The organism is Streptomyces sp., from assembly GCF_019510245.1.
Lineage (GTDB): Bacteria > Actinomycetota > Actinomycetes > Streptomycetales > Streptomycetaceae > Streptomyces.
In genome coordinates this window covers 1-15602 of the sequence record NZ_JAEKKT010000074.1, presented here as the reverse complement: position 1 = coordinate 15602, position 15602 = coordinate 1, and the positions used below count along the sequence as shown (strand labels likewise).

Sequence of the window (15602 nt, the reverse complement as noted above, 5' to 3'; positions counted from 1 at the left end):
TCATGTCGTCCGCTCCGGAGTCTGCGTCGCGTGAGGATCTCCTCGCGCTGATCGGTCGCGTCCCATGAAGTGGTGTAGCCGGGCAGGGTCCCGGAACGCGCGGGTGTCTGCTCGGGGCGTGCATCCGCTGGCGGTGCATGCTCCCTGAGCAAGAGCAGGCCATCGCGTAAGTCTCCGTGGTGAACGGGCAGTTCAACCGGAGGAGCACGCGATGGCCTTGTCCCAGTCTGAGCTGATGCGGCTGCTGGAGTCACTGCGTCGGGCCGATGGAGTTGAAGCAATCAGGGTGGTGTGCGAGCGCATCCTGCAGGAGCTGATCGAGGCCGCGAGGCCACCGAGGTGATCGGTGCCGCGCCACGTGAGCACTCCGAGACGCGCACGGCCTGGCGCAACGGACACCGGGAGAAGCTGCTGACCACGCAGGCCGGCGACCTGGACCTGAAGAGCCCCACGGTGCGCAGCGGGTCGTTCTTCCCATCGCTGCTGGAGGGTCGGCGGCGGATCGACCGGGGGTGTCGGCGTACACGTGAACGTGGCCCTGGCAGGATTTTCGTGAAACGGGGCTGTGCAACCGTGCGCCGGTGACGCTCCGTCACGGGTTGCGGGACTTTCGGCGAGTGTTGATGACCTCGTACGAACTGTGTCGCCGCACCTGGATGTGGTGCGGGTGGAACGGGTGTGGTCGTCGGGTGGTGTAGTCCGTATCGCTGCCTGTACCCGCGAGAGTCGATGGCGGCGTGTCCGGACTGCCGGTGCGCGTCGGCGCGGGTGTACAGCCGATATTCCCGCACGCTGGCCGATGTCGCTGCCGGGGGCCGCCCGGTGCTGATCACTCTGGCGGTGCGGCGGTTGTTCTGTGACAGTGCGGACTGCGGCCGGCGGATGTTTGCCGAGCAGGTGGAGGGGCTGACGGTGCGCTATCAGCGTCGCAGTCCGCTGGTGCAGAATCTGGTCGAGATGGCCGGGGTGCTGCTCGCCGGCCGTGGCGGGGCCCGGCTTCTGCGCTTCTTGAAGACGCCGTTGTCGCGGACGAGTGTGCTGTTCCAGTTGATGCGCATGGAACTTCCGCCGGTCGCGACACCGCGGGTGCTGGGCGTGGATGACTTCGCCCTGTACGCGGATGTCTACGGCACGCTGCTCGTGGATGCCGGCACGCGGATGCCGATCGAGTTGTGGGCCGGGCGCGATGCCGAGCAGCCGGCCTCCTGGCTGGGTACGCATCCCGGCGTCGAGGCGGTGTGCCGGGACGGTTCGCTGGTCTACAGGCAGGGCATCACCGAGGGAGCCCCGGACGCGGTGCAGGTCAGCGACCGTTTTCAGTCACGGCAGCTGTAGTTCCGATCATGGCTGGTCCTGGAGTTCGTGTCGGTGCTGGTGACAGGTTTGCGCGACGGCTTGATGGCGGCGGCGCCAGGCCATCCAGTGCAGGACGTGTTCCGCTTTCCGGACGGGTGGCATGAGGACGAACGTCCGGAGAAGCCTGACGAGTTCAGGACAGGTCAGCGGGACCAGCCGGACCGGTCCGGCGGGGCCGACAGTGATCGTGGCAGCGGCTGTGAGTGCGAGGACGGCGGAGGCGATCAGGGAGAACAAGGACCAGCGCATCCAGGAGTTCCAGCAGGTCACCTGGCCTTCGTCCAGGCCGGTGAAGGTCTTGCCAAGTTGGAAGGTCTCCTCGATCCGCCATCTGCGGCAGATCACCTCCACCAGCTGGGCGAGGGTGACATCTTCGGGCGTCCAGCAGCGGTAGAAGGAGAGCTCGCCGGTGTAGCGGTGCCGGCGGGCGACCAGGGTGCTGGTGCCGTTCTCGTCGTGTCCGTCGGGGGTGTCGTCCGCGCGGACGTCGAGCCAGGCCCAGTCATACTCGCGGGTGCCCTTTGTTCCGTGTCCGGTCTGCATGCGCATCCACTGGTGCGGCGGCACCTTGTTGATCATCTGGCGGGCCTTTCACCTGCGGCCCGCTCCGTCGGTCACCACGTGTGTATGGGACACGCCGACTGCATAGCCGAGTCCGAACACCCGTATTTCCGTGCGGAGTTCGCGGCCGGAATAGACCTCGTCGCCCGCGAACCAGTGTGCGTCGATGCCCGACTGGAGCGCGTTGGCGACCATGGCGGCGGTCTGCTGCGGCTTGGTGGCGAACATGATCTCTTCCGGGACACCGGCCACGTCGCGACGTTCCTCGTCTGCGGCCCAGTCCTTCGGGAGATACAGGGCCCGGTCAATCACGACCCGCGCTGTCGCGGTGACCAGGGCGAGGTGGACGGCGACCTGGCATAGACCGACACCCTTGAGCGCGCCGGAGTACTGGCGGCCGGCTCCCACACAGTCGGTGGAGGACTTGGCGTCGCCCGTCTCGTCCGCCACCAGCACCACATCCTGACCTGCGAGTTCACGTACGACGAGACGAGCGATCTCCGCCCTGGCCCGGTCGTGGTCGAACTTCGCGCGTGACAGCAGGTGCTGCAGCCGGTGCGGGCCCCGATGCCCCAGCGCCTGGGCCAGAGTCCAGCAGTTCCGCGTGTCCACCTCCGTCAGCAGCCCGGCGATCATCTCGGCCGCAGTCGTGCGCGTCTCAGGCCGCACGAAGCAGTCCGCGATCACGTCCATCGCCGCCCGGAACACCCGGCCCCAGATTGCCTGGGCTATCGTGACCTCCACGGCCACCGCTTCTTGAAACGTCATCCCAAACGTTCATGATCACGGTGGCCGTACCCATACCCCCACTCAGCCCCCGCAAGCTGCTGACCAGCGGAGACGCCGAAACTACAGCTGCCGTGTCTGACATCCCTCACGACATCGTGATCACCGACGGCTACCGGGCGTCACCACGGCAACGGCTAGTGGACGTCGACGTAACCGGTGACCCTGGCGCTTCTGAGGTAGTGGTCACCGGTCTGGCGGTTGACGGCGAGGGCCCAGTTTCCGTCCTTCTCGGCGCTCGCCATGCCGATGAGGTGGCCGTGCTTGGCGGTGTCCATGTCGCGACGTAGTGGTAGGTGCCGGAGTCGCGGGGCTTGAAGTAGAGGGCGGGAGAGCCGCCGTAGAGCGGCTTCCGTCATTCACATGGTGCCCTTCTTGTACTGGAGGGGGGCCTTGGTCAAGGCCCGACGGTGTCGGTGACGTGGTTGATCGGGGCCCTGGGCGAGCCGTTCCCGCGAGCGGTGCAGGAACACCTGGCCGAGCAGTCGACCCGCCGCAGGAAGGCACCTATGCCGGGTAGTTCGCGCAGCAGGCGCTTGCATTCCTCCACGTCGCCGGCGGCGGCCTCTCGGAGCTTGCGCAGGTCGCCGCCGTACCGTTCCAGCAGCTGGTCGGCGGCCTCGCCGAGCTGGGTGGCGGTGCGTTCGTCGTACCGGCGGTAGTGGCCCTTTCCGAGGGCGTCGACGCGTTGTTGCCAGGTGGCTTCGCTCATCCGCTTGGGGATACGCATCCCGTCGTCGAACAGGGCGTGCGCGGCGTCCGTGGCCACGGACGCCCTGATCCGTGCGCTGAGCAGGTGGGCGAGCACCAGCAACTGGTACAGCGGCTGCGGCGTGTCGCGCAGTTTCACACCGGCTTCTCGCGCGTAGGTCTGTCCGTGGCCGGTGAGCAGGGCGTCGGCCCTGGCCCGTTCCGTCGCGGTCGGCATGATCGCATCACTCCTTGCCCCCGGTCCGGTCGCCCGCCACGCGTGTGCTGAGCCGACACGGGACCAGGCCGGTCAGCGCCGCCGCGACCGCCGCGGGCGGCCCCGTGCCGGGTGCCCGTCCGGCCACCGGGAAAACGATGACGCCCCTGGGCGTTCACCGCCGTGGGGGCCGCGCGGGCGGCCAGGAGCCGGCGGCTGCCACGGGCGTCGGATCAGTGGTCGAGGCGGTCGGTCTCTGAGCAGAACGGGACATCCGACCTGGGAAGAGCGACGTCCCTGCTTCCGGTCGATTTCCTGTCCGATTTGCTGTCCGAATTCCTCATGCTTGATTATCGAGCGCTGCCTCGACACTCGCATCTTCCGCAACGGCCTATTTCGTCGAACGGCTGCATCGGCGTCCAATTGCTGTAGAGATGCCCGTGTCGTTCGAGATCGGAATGATTCGTAAAAACGCGAAATGAATTTCGTGTACGACTTGACGTGTCACAGAGAGCGGGATGACGCTGGAGAGGCAGTAGCGGAGGAGGCGATCATGCTGGAACCGTCCGACGAAGTGCCGTACGCGAGCGGGGGCAGCGGCACCCGGTCCCCTCGTTCCACCGCGAGTCTGCGCACGCGGTCCGGCCCGGCCGGAGCCCGCGTGACCGTGGCCGCCAGCGGCGAGTTCCGTCTCGACGACAGCCAGCGCCTCCAGCACGTCGTGCGCGACGCTCTCGCGCGGTCCACGCGGGGAGTGGACCTGGACCTGGGCCGGTTGACGCTCGCGGACGGCAGTGCGCTCAACGTGCTGCTGGCCATGCGGGCGCAGGCCGTCGCTGCGGGGAAGACGGTCGCCGTCACCGCCGTCAGCCCCGCCGTGGAGCGCCTGCTGACCTTCACGGACACCTACTCCCTCTTCTCGTCCTCCTGCCCGCCGCCGGAGGAGGACGAGCCGCAGGACGCGGGCACGGACGACGGGGTCCTCCAGACCGAGGTGGTCCAGCTCCGCCGTGCCATGCGTACCCGCCCGGACATCGATCTGGCCCGCGGGATACTCATGGCGAGCTTCGGGCTGACCGCCGATGCGGCGTGGGAGGTGCTGGTCACGGTCTCCCAGAACATCAACAGCAAACTGCATCGCCTGGCCACCGACCTGGTGGCGACGGTGCAGGGCGAACCGCTGCCGCGCACGGTCCAGCGGCAACTCACCACAGCCGTCGCCACAGCCCGTAGGGCGGACGTGCAGCCGCAGGAAGTGACCCGTGGGGAGCCGACGGCGGTGTGCCAAGAGCGGGGGTCCGGCTCGGGCAGGTGACGTGGTCGGTCGTGTCAGCCTCTTCCGTCGCGGAGGAGGGACCGACCGGCGTCGTCGTCTCCGTCGGCGGGCACCGGGAGGCCGGTTCCTTCGGTGACGTCCTCGCCGACGCCTGCCGGGTCAAGGGGTCCGCCGGCCGCGCGGACCGCGCACCACGGAGCAGTCGGAGGCGTTCCTGCCCGCCGCCGACGGCACCCATCCGTCCGACGTCCCCGACCGCACCGACGAGATCGTGCCGCCCGGGGTGACGGTCCACCCCGCCGACAGCCGACAACCGCTACGACGGCTTCGGGTTGCGAGCCGGCCGGCGGCGCCGCTGACCCGAACGGTCCGGACGGGGGTTACGTACACCCCCCGTCCGGTGGGAAATCCCATGTCCCCGCGCTCACGGTTCCGGTTGGCTGGTGGTCGTCACCGACCGGGACACCGAGAAGCAACGGGGGATACGAACATGCAGATGCCGTCGTCGAAGAGGGCCGGGGCCGCCCTGCTGACCGCAGCGCTGCTCGCACTGGCCTCGCCCATGAGCGCGACCGCCGTCACCGCCGGACACCACCCGGCCGCGCGGCACTCCTACGGCGCGGCCACCCTCCGGCAGGACCTGGCGGCCGTACGGCGGGCCGCGGGGGGCGATGTGAACGTGCTCGCCCGGGTCGACCGGGCGGACGGGGCGCCGCTCATGGCACGCATCGGCACCCGGACCGCCGGCTCCTCGGACCCGGTCCCGTGGAACGCCCACTTCCGCGTGGCGAGCACGACGAAGACGTTCACCGCCACCGTGGTCCTCCAACTCGCCGCGGAGAAGCGGCTGTCGCTGGACGACACCGTCGAGCACTGGCTGCCGGGGGTCGTCGACGGCAACGGGAACGACGGCAGCCGCATCACCGTGCGCGACCTGCTCCGCCAGACCAGCGGCCTGTACGACTACGTCGACGACCCGGAGGTCCAGGACCGGCTGATCAACCACTTCGACGAGAACCGCTACGACACCACCCCGGCCGCCGACCTGGTGGCGGTGGCGATGAAGCACCGGCCGCTGTTCGTGCCGCAGCCCGGCGGGGCCACCCGGTGGGCCTACTCGAACACCAACTACCTGGTCGCCGGGATGATCGCGGAGAAGGCAGGCGGCGCGAGCTGGCAGGACCTGGTCGCGCACCGGGTGATCGCGAAGCTGGGCCTGCGGAACACCTCCGTCCCCGGGCTCGACCCGTACCTGCCGGAGCCGTATGTGCGCGCCTACCTGACGACCGCGGACGGCACGCGCCTCGACGTCACCGAGCACAGCTTCCAGCACACCGCCGACTCCGGCGTGGTCAGCACCACCGCCGACCTGAACACCTTCTTCCGCGCCCTGGCCGGCGGCCGGGTGCTCCCCGCCGAGCAGTGGCGCGAGATGCGGCAGACCGTCGAGCGGACCGACGACCCGGAGGACGTCGCCGAGATGCCCGAGGGCACCTACGGCCTCGGGCTGCGCGAGATCCCGCTCTCCTGCGGCGGTTACTACTACACCCACGAGGGCGACGGGGCGGGCGTCAACACCCGCCCCGCGGTGAGCGCGGACGGCAGGCGCGCGGTGACCGTCTCCCTCACCACCACGACCGCGCCGCCGGACCTCGCCGCCCTCAACCGGGCCACGGGCATCCTCGTCGACCACGCCCTGTGCGACCGGCCGCAGGGCTAGATTCGGCCCATGTCCCCCTGCGTGAGGGCGTCCCGGAGCTGGGCTCTGGCCGTGATGCCGAGCTTGGGGAAGATCTTGTGCAGGTGGTAGCCGACCGTGCGGGGGGAGAGGTAGAGGCGGGCCGCGATGTCGCGGTTGGTCAGGCCCTGGGCGGCCAGTTCGGCGATCTGGCGTTCCTGCGGCGTGAGTTCGCCGGCGGGGGCCAGGGCGGTCGCCGCCCCCGCGGCCCGCAGCTCCGCCGTCGCACGCTCGGACCACGGGCGGGCGTCCAGGCGCTGGAAGCACTCCAGGGCCGCGGTCAGGTGCGGGCGGGCCTCGGCGCTGCGGCGGCGCCTGCGCAGCCACTCGCCGAAGTCGAGGTGGGCGAGGGCCTTCTCGAACGGCCAGCAGTCGGTGGCCGGGTCGTCGAGGGCGGCGCGGAAGTGCCGCTCGGCGTCGTCCGTGTCGGTCAGCAGGGCGGTGGCCCGGTGCAGTACGGCGGCCAGCCGCGGGGAGGGGTCGGGCTTCAGCTCCTGCCGTACGGCGTCGGCCACCGTGCGCGCGTCGTCCGCCCGCCCGGCGCGCACCGCCGCGGCCGCCAGGTCGCCCAGGTAGTAGAGCGAGGCGTGATAGTGGACCGGGGCCGGGCTGAAGTCCCGGGTGAAGGCCGCACGCAACTGCTCGTAGGCGTCCGTGTGGTCGCCGGCGACGAACGCGGCCATGCCCATGGCGTGCCGGTGGCGGACCTGAAGACTCAGCGACCTGCGCAGGTCCACGCCCCGCACGGCGTGCGTCGCCTCGGCCCGGGCGGCCGCGGGGTCGCCTCGCAGCGCGCGCAGGGTGGCCCGCAGGAGGCCGGCGCCCACGGTGACGTTGTCCGCCCCCGCCTCCGTCGCCATCCAGAACGCCTCGTGCGCCGCGTCCTCGGCCGCCGTCCACGAACCGTTCTCGAACAGGGCGAGGGCGAGCGCCTGGGTCACGGTCGCGTTCGTGCCCGCGCTGCCCGCCCGCCGCAGGACGTCCATGGTCCGCCCGAGGATGCGCACCGCCTGCTCGGTCTCGTCCAGGATCCAGGTCGTGCCGCCCAGCGCGGTGAGGTTGCCGAGCGACTCCTCCTGTGCCAGGGCGGCCAGTCCCGCCGCCAAGTGCTCTGCCAGACGCGGCCGTTCGTGAACGGGGTCGACGGCCGCCCGGACCCAAGCACGGCCGGCGGGGTCGTCGTCCCCCTCGATCAGGCCGCTGATCCGCTCGAGTTCGGCGCGGTGGTAGGGCGTGCCGGAGTTGTAGACGGACGTGGCGGCCGTGCTCAGGGCGCCCAGGGCGAGGCCCGGCGCGGAGGTCGCGGTGGCCTCCGCGACCCCCAGCAGCAGTGCCAGCGCCTCCTCGTGACGGAGTGTCACCCCGAGGGCCCAGCCGCCCAGCAGCGAGGCCTTGGCACGCAGCCGGGGATCCTCGGTCATCCCGCCGACGCGGCCGCTCAGCTCGCCGACCCACTGCGGATGACCGGCGAACATCGCCGCCTGCGCGGCCGTCAGCAGGCGCCGGGCCCGCAGGTCCGGCGCCGGGGTCAGCTCGGCGGCGCGCTCCAGCGCGGTGGCGGCGGCCGCGTAGCCGCCCCGGCCCCGGGCCCGTTCGGCGCTCTCCGCCAGGGCGTCGGCGACCTCCGCGTCCTGGCCGGTCGCGGCGGCGGCCAGATGCCAGGCCCGGCGGTCCGGCTCCCCGGCCAGCGCGGCGGCCAGGGCGAGATGGGCCTGCCGGCGCTCGTGGAAGGAGGCCGCGTGGTAGACGGCCGAGCGCACCAGCGGGTGCCGCAGCAGCACCCCGCCGTCCGCCACCCGCACCAGGCCGGCGCGCTCCGCGGGGTCCAGCGCCGCCACGACGTCCAGCTCGGGGGCGGCCCGCATGAGGTCGGTCAGCAGGGCCGGGCCGGCCGCGGCCACCAGGAGCAGGGCCTCCTGGGTGGGCGCGGGCAGGCTGGGCAGGTCGGCGGCGAACAGGTTCTCCAGGCGTGCGGTGAGCGGCAGCGTGGCGCCCCCCGACCCGCCGGCCCCCATGTCCCCGGTCCGGCCCCGGGCCAGGGCGCGCGGCAGCTCGATCAGGGCCAGCGGGTTGCCGGCCGCCTGCTGGAGGATCTCGGCCCGTGCCTTGCCGCGCGGCGGATCCGGCTGCGCGTCCAGGAGCTGCCCGGCCGCGGTCCGGCTCAGCGGGCCCAGGGTGACCTGCGGGAAGGCCCGGTCGAAGCGGGCCGGTACGCCGTCCTCGCGCGCGGCCAGCAGCAGCACCACCGGCCTGCCCTCGAGCCGCCGGGCGAGGAAGGCCAGTACGTCCACCGAGCCGAGGTCCAGCCACTGGGCGTCGTCCACCAGCAGGAGCAGCGGCCGGCGGGCGGCGGCCGCGGTGATGAGCCCGAGGACGCCGACGCACAGGGACAGCTGGTCGGGCTTCAGCTCGTACTCCGCCGCGTCCGGACCGAAGGCGCGGTCCAGCGCCTCCCGCTGCCCCGCGGGCAGACCCTCGCCGGGCAGCAGCGGATGCAGCAACTGGTGCACGCCCGACAGCCCGAGACCCGCCTCGCCCTCGCTGCCGCGCACCCGCAGGATCCCGAGGCCCCCGTCCCGGCCCCGCTCGGCCGCCCGGTCCACGAGGGTGCTCTTGCCCGCCCCCGGCTCCCCGGTCAGCACCAGCACCTGCGGGCCGCTGCCGTCCACCGCCGCCAAGAGCCGGTCGAGGCGCCCCAGCTCGGCGGCCCGTCCCAGGATGCCCGGATCGGAGGGGTGGTCGGTGGTGCCGGCGTGCATGAACCGTCCTTGTCGTCGAGCCGCTGATACGGCAATCCTGCCAGCGGCCCGCGCCAGGACCGGAACCGCGGGTGCGCACCTGCGGCCGGACCGGAATCGCGGGGGCGCGCCTGCGGCCGGACCGGAACCGCGGGTGCGCGCGAACCGGCCGGCCGCGGGCGCGGGTGAGGTGACTGGTCATGTGACAGAAGCGCCCCTCCCCGGCCTCCGCGAGGATGGCACCGACCAGGGAAAACGCGCACCGCCCGGGGAGTTCGTGCATGTCGGTCCACCCACCCCAGCAGTCCACGACCGGGGACGAGGCCACCGTCCTGGGCCGGGACGGCGAGATCGACCGGATCCTGCGGTGCGTGCGGCGCGAGCCCGGCACTCCCCAGACCCTGCTGCTCCTCGGCGAGGAGGGGACCGGGCGTACGACACTGCTCCGGCACGTCCGGGACCGGGCCACCGCCGACGGCGTGCTGGTCCTGGCGGCGCAGGGCTGGTCCGAGGACCCGCGGCACGCGCACGCCTGTCTGCACCAGCTGCTGACGCCGCCGGTGCGGGACGAGCTGGCCGCCCTGCCCGCCGACCGGCGACGGGCGCTGACGGCCGTACCGCCCGCGGCCGGCCCGGTCGCCGAGGCCGAACTGCACGCCGCGGTGGCGGCGTTGCTGGACCGGCTCGCCGGGGCCGGTCCGGTGCTGGTGTGCGTGGACGACGCCGACCTGTGCGGCCGTGCCTTCCCGGAGGCGCTGTTCGCCGCGGTACGGCAGCTGGCCGGCCGGGCGCTGACGGTGCTGCTCGCCGCACGCCACGAGGCGGCCCTGCCCGGCCCGCCGCCCGGCACCGAGACCCTGCGGCTGGGCCCGCTGAGCGGTTCCGCGGCCGCGGCCCTCCTCGACCGGCAGCCGGGGGCGCCCACCGGCGGGCACCGGCTGGAGCTCATCGCCGAGGCCGCGGGCAACCCGCTGGCCCTCGTGGAACTGGGCCGCGGCGCGCCGGGCCCCGCCGAAGCCGTACGGCGCGCGCACGTCTTCGGCGCCCGGGTCGACGCGCTTCCCGCCGAGACCCGCCGGGCCCTGCTGTACGCGGCGGCCGCGGCGCCCGGCGAAACCGTCGCCACCGTCATGGCCGCCCTCGGCACCGGCGACCTGGCGGTGTGGGCGCCGGCGGAGGCGGCGGGGCTGATCGCGCTGGCCGAGGACCGGTACGGCTTCCGGCATCCGCTGGCCCGCTCGGCCGCCTATCTCGGGCGCCCGGCCGGCGAGCGCCAGCAGGCCCACCGGGAGCTCGCCAGGGTCGCCGCGCGGCCCGAGGCCCGGGCCCGGCACCTGGCCGCGGCCACGGTGGGCGCCGACGCCGTCGTCGCCGCCGCGCTGGAGGCCTCCGCGTGGCGGCGCGGGGACGCGGTGGAGGCCGCACGCGCCCTGGAACGGGCGGCCCGGCTCAGCCCACGGCCGCCGGACCGCGCCCGCCGGCTGGCCGAGGCCGTGACCGCGGCCCATGCGGCGGGCGACCCCGGCTGGGTCCGCGAGCTGTACGAACGGCTCGTCCGGGAAGGCGCCGGGCCGGAGTTCGGCTGCGCCGCGGCCGGCGCCCTGGCCTCCGCCCTCTCCCAGGAGTCCGCCCAGCGTGAGGCCTTCGAGCTGCTGGCCGAAGCCTCGGCGCACTTCCCCGTCGTCGACCGGGCCCTCGCGCTCGCCCTCGCCGCACTGGCGGCGGGCATCGCCGCCCAGTCCGGGCTGCCGGAGCACACGGCGGCGCTGCCCGCGCTGCTCGACCGGGCCCGGCAGGCCGACGCGTCCGGGCGGTGGCGGCCCGCCACGGCCGGCCCACTGGCACGCCTGGACACCCCGCACACCCGCCGGGCCCTGGCCACGCTGGACACCGCGGCCGCCCAGCCACCGACTGCGACTGCGACCGCCACCGCGAGGGCCGCGACCGCAGCCACCGCCCACGCGACCGCTGCCAACGCCCCCGTGCCCGCCCCTGCCCGCTCGCACCGCACCCCGCCCGGCCTCGGCCACTTGTACGACGCCCCGTACGACGGCCTCCACGCCGCGCCGCCCGGTGCCCCACCCGCCCCCGCGGCCCCCGCGGCCCGCCGGGTCCACGCGCTCCTCGCCGCCGTCGCCCACCAGACGGACGAGGCGGACGTCGACCTGGGACAGTCGCGGACGGCCGACGAGCGGCTGCGCGGTGCCCGTGCCTTCGGGCTGCGCGGCTGGTCGGTGCTTCCGCTCGTGGACACCCTCCTGGCCACCGGGCGGTTCGCCGAGGCCGGGAGCGTGGTCGAGGACGCCCTGACGGAGGCCGCGGTGCTGCGCCTGCCGCGGCTGCGGGCCGACCTGGAGACGCAGGCCCTGACCGTACGGGCGCTGCGCGGCACCCTGCCGCCGGAGCCCTGGTTCACCCCCTCCGTGTGGCGCGCCGTCTGCCTGGACGAGAACCGGGCCACCCACGCCCGGCTGCTGCGCGCCCGCGGCCTCGCCTCCTTCACCCGCGGCGACATGGAGGACGCCTGGCGGCAGCTGCGCGACCTGTTCACCGCCGACGGCGCCCCGCTGCACCCCTTCCTGTCCGCCCGGGCCGTCGCCGAACTCGCCGTCACCGCCCAGCGCACCGGCCGGTCGGCCGAGGCGCTGCCGATCCTGGAGCGGGTCCAGGCGGAGCAGGGGGACCGCCCGAGCACCCGGATGACGCTGCTCCTGCACCACGCCACCGCCCTGGTCGGCCCGGACCGCGAGGCCGAGCAGCACTTCCAGCTCGCGCTCGTCAACCACGGGGCGAACCGCTGGCCCGGGGAGTGCGCCCACGTCCGCCTCAACTACGCCATCTGGCTGCGCCGTTGCCGCCGCACCCTGGAGGCGCGCCAGCAGCTGACCGCCGTCCTGGAGACCGCCGAACGCCTCGGTGCCGGCGCCCTCGCGGCCGCCGCCGGCAGCGAACTGCGCGCCAGCGGGGCGGCCCCCGCCCCGGCGGACGCGGGGCCGCTGGAGCAACTGACCGCGCAGCAGCGGCAGATCGCCCAGCTCGCCGCGCGCGGCCTGTCGAACCGTGAGATCGGCGAGCGGCTCTTCCTCTCGCCGCGTACCGTCGGCTCGCACCTGTACAACGTGTACCCCAAGCTCGGCATCAGCAGCCGCCACCAGCTCCGTGACCTGGTCCAGGGCCGGTGAGGGCGCCCGAGGGCCGGTCGGAGGAGCGCCCATGACGCCCGCAGGACCGCGGACCGCGGTCGTCCTCGACCCGGTGGTGCAGCGCCTGGTCAGCGCCGCCGCCGTGCCGCCCGCTCTCGACGACCTCGGCCCGGACGCGGCACGGCAGGCGCTGCGGGAGACCCAGGCCGACCGGTTCGAGGACTTCGCCGTGGACGCGGTCTTCCACGTGGCACCCGTCGGCCCCGCGCGGCTGCTCGGCTTCTGGACCGTACGCCCGGCCGGGGCGCGCGGCCCGCTCCCGGCCCTGCTGTACCTGCACGGCGGCCGGTGGACGCTCGGCGACGCCCAGACCCACGCCCGGCTCGTCAGCGAACTCGTCACCGGTGCCGGCGTGTGCGCCGTCGTCCCGGAGTACAGCCGCGCCCCCGAGGCCCGCTACCCGGTGGCGCTGGAGGAGTGCTACGCCCTGCTGGCCTGGGCGGTCGCGCAGGCCGGCGCGCTCGCGCTGGACCCCGGCCGGCTGGCGGTCGCCGGCGACTGCGCCGGCGCCACGCTGGCGGCCGGCGTGACCATGCTGGCGAAGGCGCGGCACGGGCCGCGGATCAGCGCGCAGCTGCTCTACTACCCGCTCACCGACCCTCGTTGCGACAGCCCCTCGCAACGCCGGTTCGCCACCGGCTACCTGCTCACCCGCGGTGCGCTGCGCGCCTATTGGCAGCGGTACGTCGCCGACCCGGCCCAGAGGAGCGAGCCCACCGCGGCTCCGCTGCGGGCGCGCCCGCAGGAGCTGGCGGGGCTGCCGCCTGCCCTGGTCGTCACCGCGGAGGCCGATGTGGCCCGCGACGAGGGCGAGCAGTACGCACGGCGGCTGACCGAGGCCGGTGTGGACGCGCTGTCCGTGCGGTTCCTCGGAACCGTCCACGACTTCGTCGCCCTGCACGTCCTCGCCGACAGCGCACCCACCCGGGCAGCGGTGCTGACCGGTTCCGACTTCCTGCGGGCCCGGCTGTGGTGACGGCCCGGCACCGGCCGAGATCCAGTCGCCGGTGCGGCCGAGGACCAGTCGGCCGACTGATGCGCCGGTACCGGTCGATCGGCGACGCTCACTCCATGGCAACCGCGATCGGCTCCTGCGAGGAGGCAAGTCGCCGGCGTCCGGCCGGCGCGGCGAGCGAACGGACCAGGGTGCTGACCACGCGCTCGGTTCCGCCGGACGAGAGCCTGGAGTACTGGCACGACGCCGTGTTCGACACCCTGGTGGGGATGGACATCGCCGCCGAGGGCCGGACCTACGACGCCACCCTGCGCACCGACCGCCTCGGCGACCTGCGGATCACCACGGTGGAGGCGGACCCCGGCCGGGTCCACCGCGCGCCGCGGTTCATCGCCCGCGGCGACGGCCGGGAGATCTTCGTGGCCGTCCAGAGCACCGGCCGCGCCCGGGTCGAACAGGACGGCCGCACCGCCGAGCTGCGGACCGGCGACATCGGGTTCTTCGAGACCCTGCGACCCTTCCGGACCGCCTTCCCGGACCGCTTCCGGATGAAGATCTTCGCCGTACCGCGCCCGCTGCTGGAGCTCCCGGAGGCCGACCTGCGACGGCTCACCGGCCGCGCGATACATCCGACCGACGGGCTCCCCGCCCTGCTCGGGCCGCTGCTGGAACGACTGGCCGACACCTGCGCGTCGTACCCGGCACCGACGGCCGAGCGGCTGGCCCGGAGCGTCGTCGAGCTGATGGCGGCCACCGCGGCGGACCGGCTCGGGGCGGACCCCGCAGACCTGCCGGGCGCCGACGGTGTGCTGTTGCATCGCATCAGGACGTACATCCGCTGGCACCTGTCGGACCCCGGGCTGACCCCGGCCGTCATCGCCCGGGTGCACGGCATCTCGGTGCGCTGTCTGCACCGGCTGTTCCAGGCCGAGGGCACCACCGTCTGCCGGTGGATCCGCGAGCTGCGGCTGCGGGAGTGCCGCCGGGAGCTCGCCGCGCGGTCCCCGGGCTCGGTCACCCTGGCCCAGGTCGCCCGGCGCTGGGGGTTCACCAGCGCGGCCGGGTTCGGCAAGGCCTTCCGCAGCTCCTTCGGGCTCTCCCCGACGGACTGGCTGGACCGGGTGCGGACGGACGGTCCGCCATGCTGACCGCGCTGTCCTGGGCCACCCGCGACCTGGCACCCGGCGACCGCCTCGACGCCTGGCGGCGCGCCCTGTCCCGGACCTTCGTGGACGTCGAGGTCACCGTGGAGCGCGGCCGTCCGTGGACCGGTGAACTGGCCGCCGAACGGTTCGGCGCCCTCCAGATCGCCACCGAGGCCTTCGGCCCCGGCACGATCCTGCGCGGCGCCCGTACGGCCGCCGCCGATCCCCGCACCCACATCCTGGTCCGCCGCCAGCTTTCCGGCACCGCCCTGCTGCTCCAGGACGGCCGCACCGCCGAACTCCACCCCGGGGACCTGGCCTTCCACGACGCGCGGCGCCCGTTCCGGATCGTGCTCCCCGAGCCACAGCGGGCCCGCGTCCTCATGGTGCCCCGCGCCCTGCTGCGCCTGGAGGAACGGCAGCTGCACGCCCTCACGGCCATCGCGGTGGACGAGGCGGAGGGAGGCGCGGCGGCCCTGCTGCTGCCGCTGCTCGACGGACTCGTCGACGAGGTCACCCGGGCCACCGCGACCCGGCGCGAACAACTCGCCCGTACCCTCGTGGAGATCCTCGCGACCCTGGCCCTGGAGCGGACCGGCGGGCAGCCCGAGCCGGCCCTGTGGGAGCGGATCACCGCGTCGGTCCGGGCCCGGCTCGGCGAACCCGGGCTCACCCCCGGGGACATCGCCGACCAGCACGCCATCTCGCTGCGCTACCTGCACCGGCTCTTCCAGCGCCAGGGCACCACCGTGGGTGCCTGGATCCGGGCCCGCCGGCTGGAGGCGGCCCACGAGGAGCTGGCCCTGCCCGGCGCCGCCCACCGGTCGATCGCCGCGGTGGCCGCCCGCTGGGGCTTCACCAGCCCCTCCCACTTCAGCCGGGCGTTCCGCGAGACGTACGGGATGTCGCCGGCGCAGTGGCGGCGGGCGGCCGGCGG

12 protein-coding genes and 2 pseudogenes are annotated in these 15602 nt (G+C 74.0%); 9 read left to right on the top strand and 5 right to left on the bottom strand.

All coding sequences use genetic code 11. The annotated features are described in order from the left end of the window. Nucleotides 1-211 precede the first annotated feature (211 nt). The 3 genes and pseudogenes from JF597_RS04425 to JF597_RS04415 form a co-directional block, all read left to right on the top strand. Nucleotides 212-510, top strand: a pseudogene (locus JF597_RS04425) (transposase); the annotation flags it as partial. Between the two features lie 219 nt (nucleotides 511-729). Continuing rightward, nucleotides 730-804 (top strand): annotated as a pseudogene (locus tag JF597_RS04420) (hypothetical protein); the annotation flags it as partial. Between the two features lie 18 nt (nucleotides 805-822). Continuing rightward, nucleotides 823-1335 (top strand): transposase, encoded by a 513-nt coding sequence (locus JF597_RS04415; RefSeq protein WP_293989115.1) that lies wholly within the window; start codon nucleotides 823-825, stop codon nucleotides 1333-1335. Between the two features lie 6 nt (nucleotides 1336-1341). On the opposite strand, the gene JF597_RS04410 is transcribed toward JF597_RS04415, so the two are convergent. The 4 genes from JF597_RS04410 to JF597_RS04395 all read right to left on the bottom strand — a co-directional run bounded on the left by JF597_RS04410 (nucleotide 1342) and on the right by JF597_RS04395 (nucleotide 3631). Continuing rightward, complete coding sequence (locus JF597_RS04410) at nucleotides 1342-1935, bottom strand: hypothetical protein (RefSeq protein ID WP_293989112.1); 594 nt, start codon at nucleotides 1933-1935, stop codon at nucleotides 1342-1344. Nucleotides 1936-1947: 12 nt separating this feature from the next. Beyond that, nucleotides 1948-2661: a transposase gene (locus JF597_RS04405; RefSeq protein ID WP_293989109.1), complete on the bottom strand. Its 714-nt coding sequence runs from the start codon at nucleotides 2659-2661 to the stop codon at nucleotides 1948-1950. A gap of 179 nt (nucleotides 2662-2840) precedes the next feature. Beyond that, a complete protein-coding gene (locus tag JF597_RS04400) occupies nucleotides 2841-2981 on the bottom strand; it encodes a hypothetical protein (RefSeq protein ID WP_293989107.1) in 141 nt (46 codons plus the stop codon). Nucleotides 2982-3100: 119 nt separating this feature from the next. After that, on the bottom strand, nucleotides 3101-3631 hold the full coding sequence (locus tag JF597_RS04395; RefSeq protein ID WP_293989104.1) for a hypothetical protein: 531 nt from the start codon (nucleotides 3629-3631) through the stop codon (nucleotides 3101-3103). A 532-nt stretch (nucleotides 3632-4163) separates the two neighbouring features. On the opposite strand from JF597_RS04395, the gene JF597_RS04390 reads away from it, so the two are divergent. Continuing rightward, the gene (locus tag JF597_RS04390; protein ID WP_293989101.1) at nucleotides 4164-4925 is read left to right on the top strand and encodes an ANTAR domain-containing protein; all 762 of its coding nucleotides are present in this window, start codon (nucleotides 4164-4166) and stop codon (nucleotides 4923-4925) included. Between the two features lie 457 nt (nucleotides 4926-5382). Continuing rightward, complete coding sequence (locus JF597_RS04385) at nucleotides 5383-6606, top strand: serine hydrolase domain-containing protein (protein WP_293989099.1); 1224 nt, start codon at nucleotides 5383-5385, stop codon at nucleotides 6604-6606. Here JF597_RS04385 and JF597_RS04380 read toward each other — a convergent pair. Next, the gene (locus JF597_RS04380) at nucleotides 6603-9383 is read right to left on the bottom strand and encodes a LuxR family transcriptional regulator (RefSeq protein ID WP_293989097.1); all 2781 of its coding nucleotides are present in this window, start codon (nucleotides 9381-9383) and stop codon (nucleotides 6603-6605) included. The genes JF597_RS04385 and JF597_RS04380 overlap by 4 nt on opposite strands. Before the next feature lie 260 nt (nucleotides 9384-9643). Here JF597_RS04380 and JF597_RS04375 point away from each other — a divergent pair, with 260 nt between their 5' ends. From JF597_RS04375 to JF597_RS04360, 4 genes are all read left to right on the top strand, one after another. After that, nucleotides 9644-12544 (top strand): LuxR family transcriptional regulator, encoded by a 2901-nt coding sequence (locus JF597_RS04375; protein WP_293989094.1) that lies wholly within the window; start codon nucleotides 9644-9646, stop codon nucleotides 12542-12544. Between the two features lie 31 nt (nucleotides 12545-12575). Continuing rightward, nucleotides 12576-13541, top strand: a complete 966-nt coding sequence (locus tag JF597_RS04370; protein WP_293989090.1) for an alpha/beta hydrolase — start codon at nucleotides 12576-12578, stop codon at nucleotides 13539-13541. 95 nt (nucleotides 13542-13636) lie between these two features. Beyond that, entirely contained in the window at nucleotides 13637-14668 is a 1032-nt protein-coding gene (locus tag JF597_RS04365) for a helix-turn-helix domain-containing protein (protein WP_293989087.1), read from the top strand. Further along, nucleotides 14662-15602, top strand: a 941-nt coding sequence (locus tag JF597_RS04360; RefSeq protein WP_293989084.1) for a helix-turn-helix domain-containing protein, incomplete at its 3' end; no start/stop codon positions are given. The genes JF597_RS04365 and JF597_RS04360, both read left to right, overlap by 7 nt.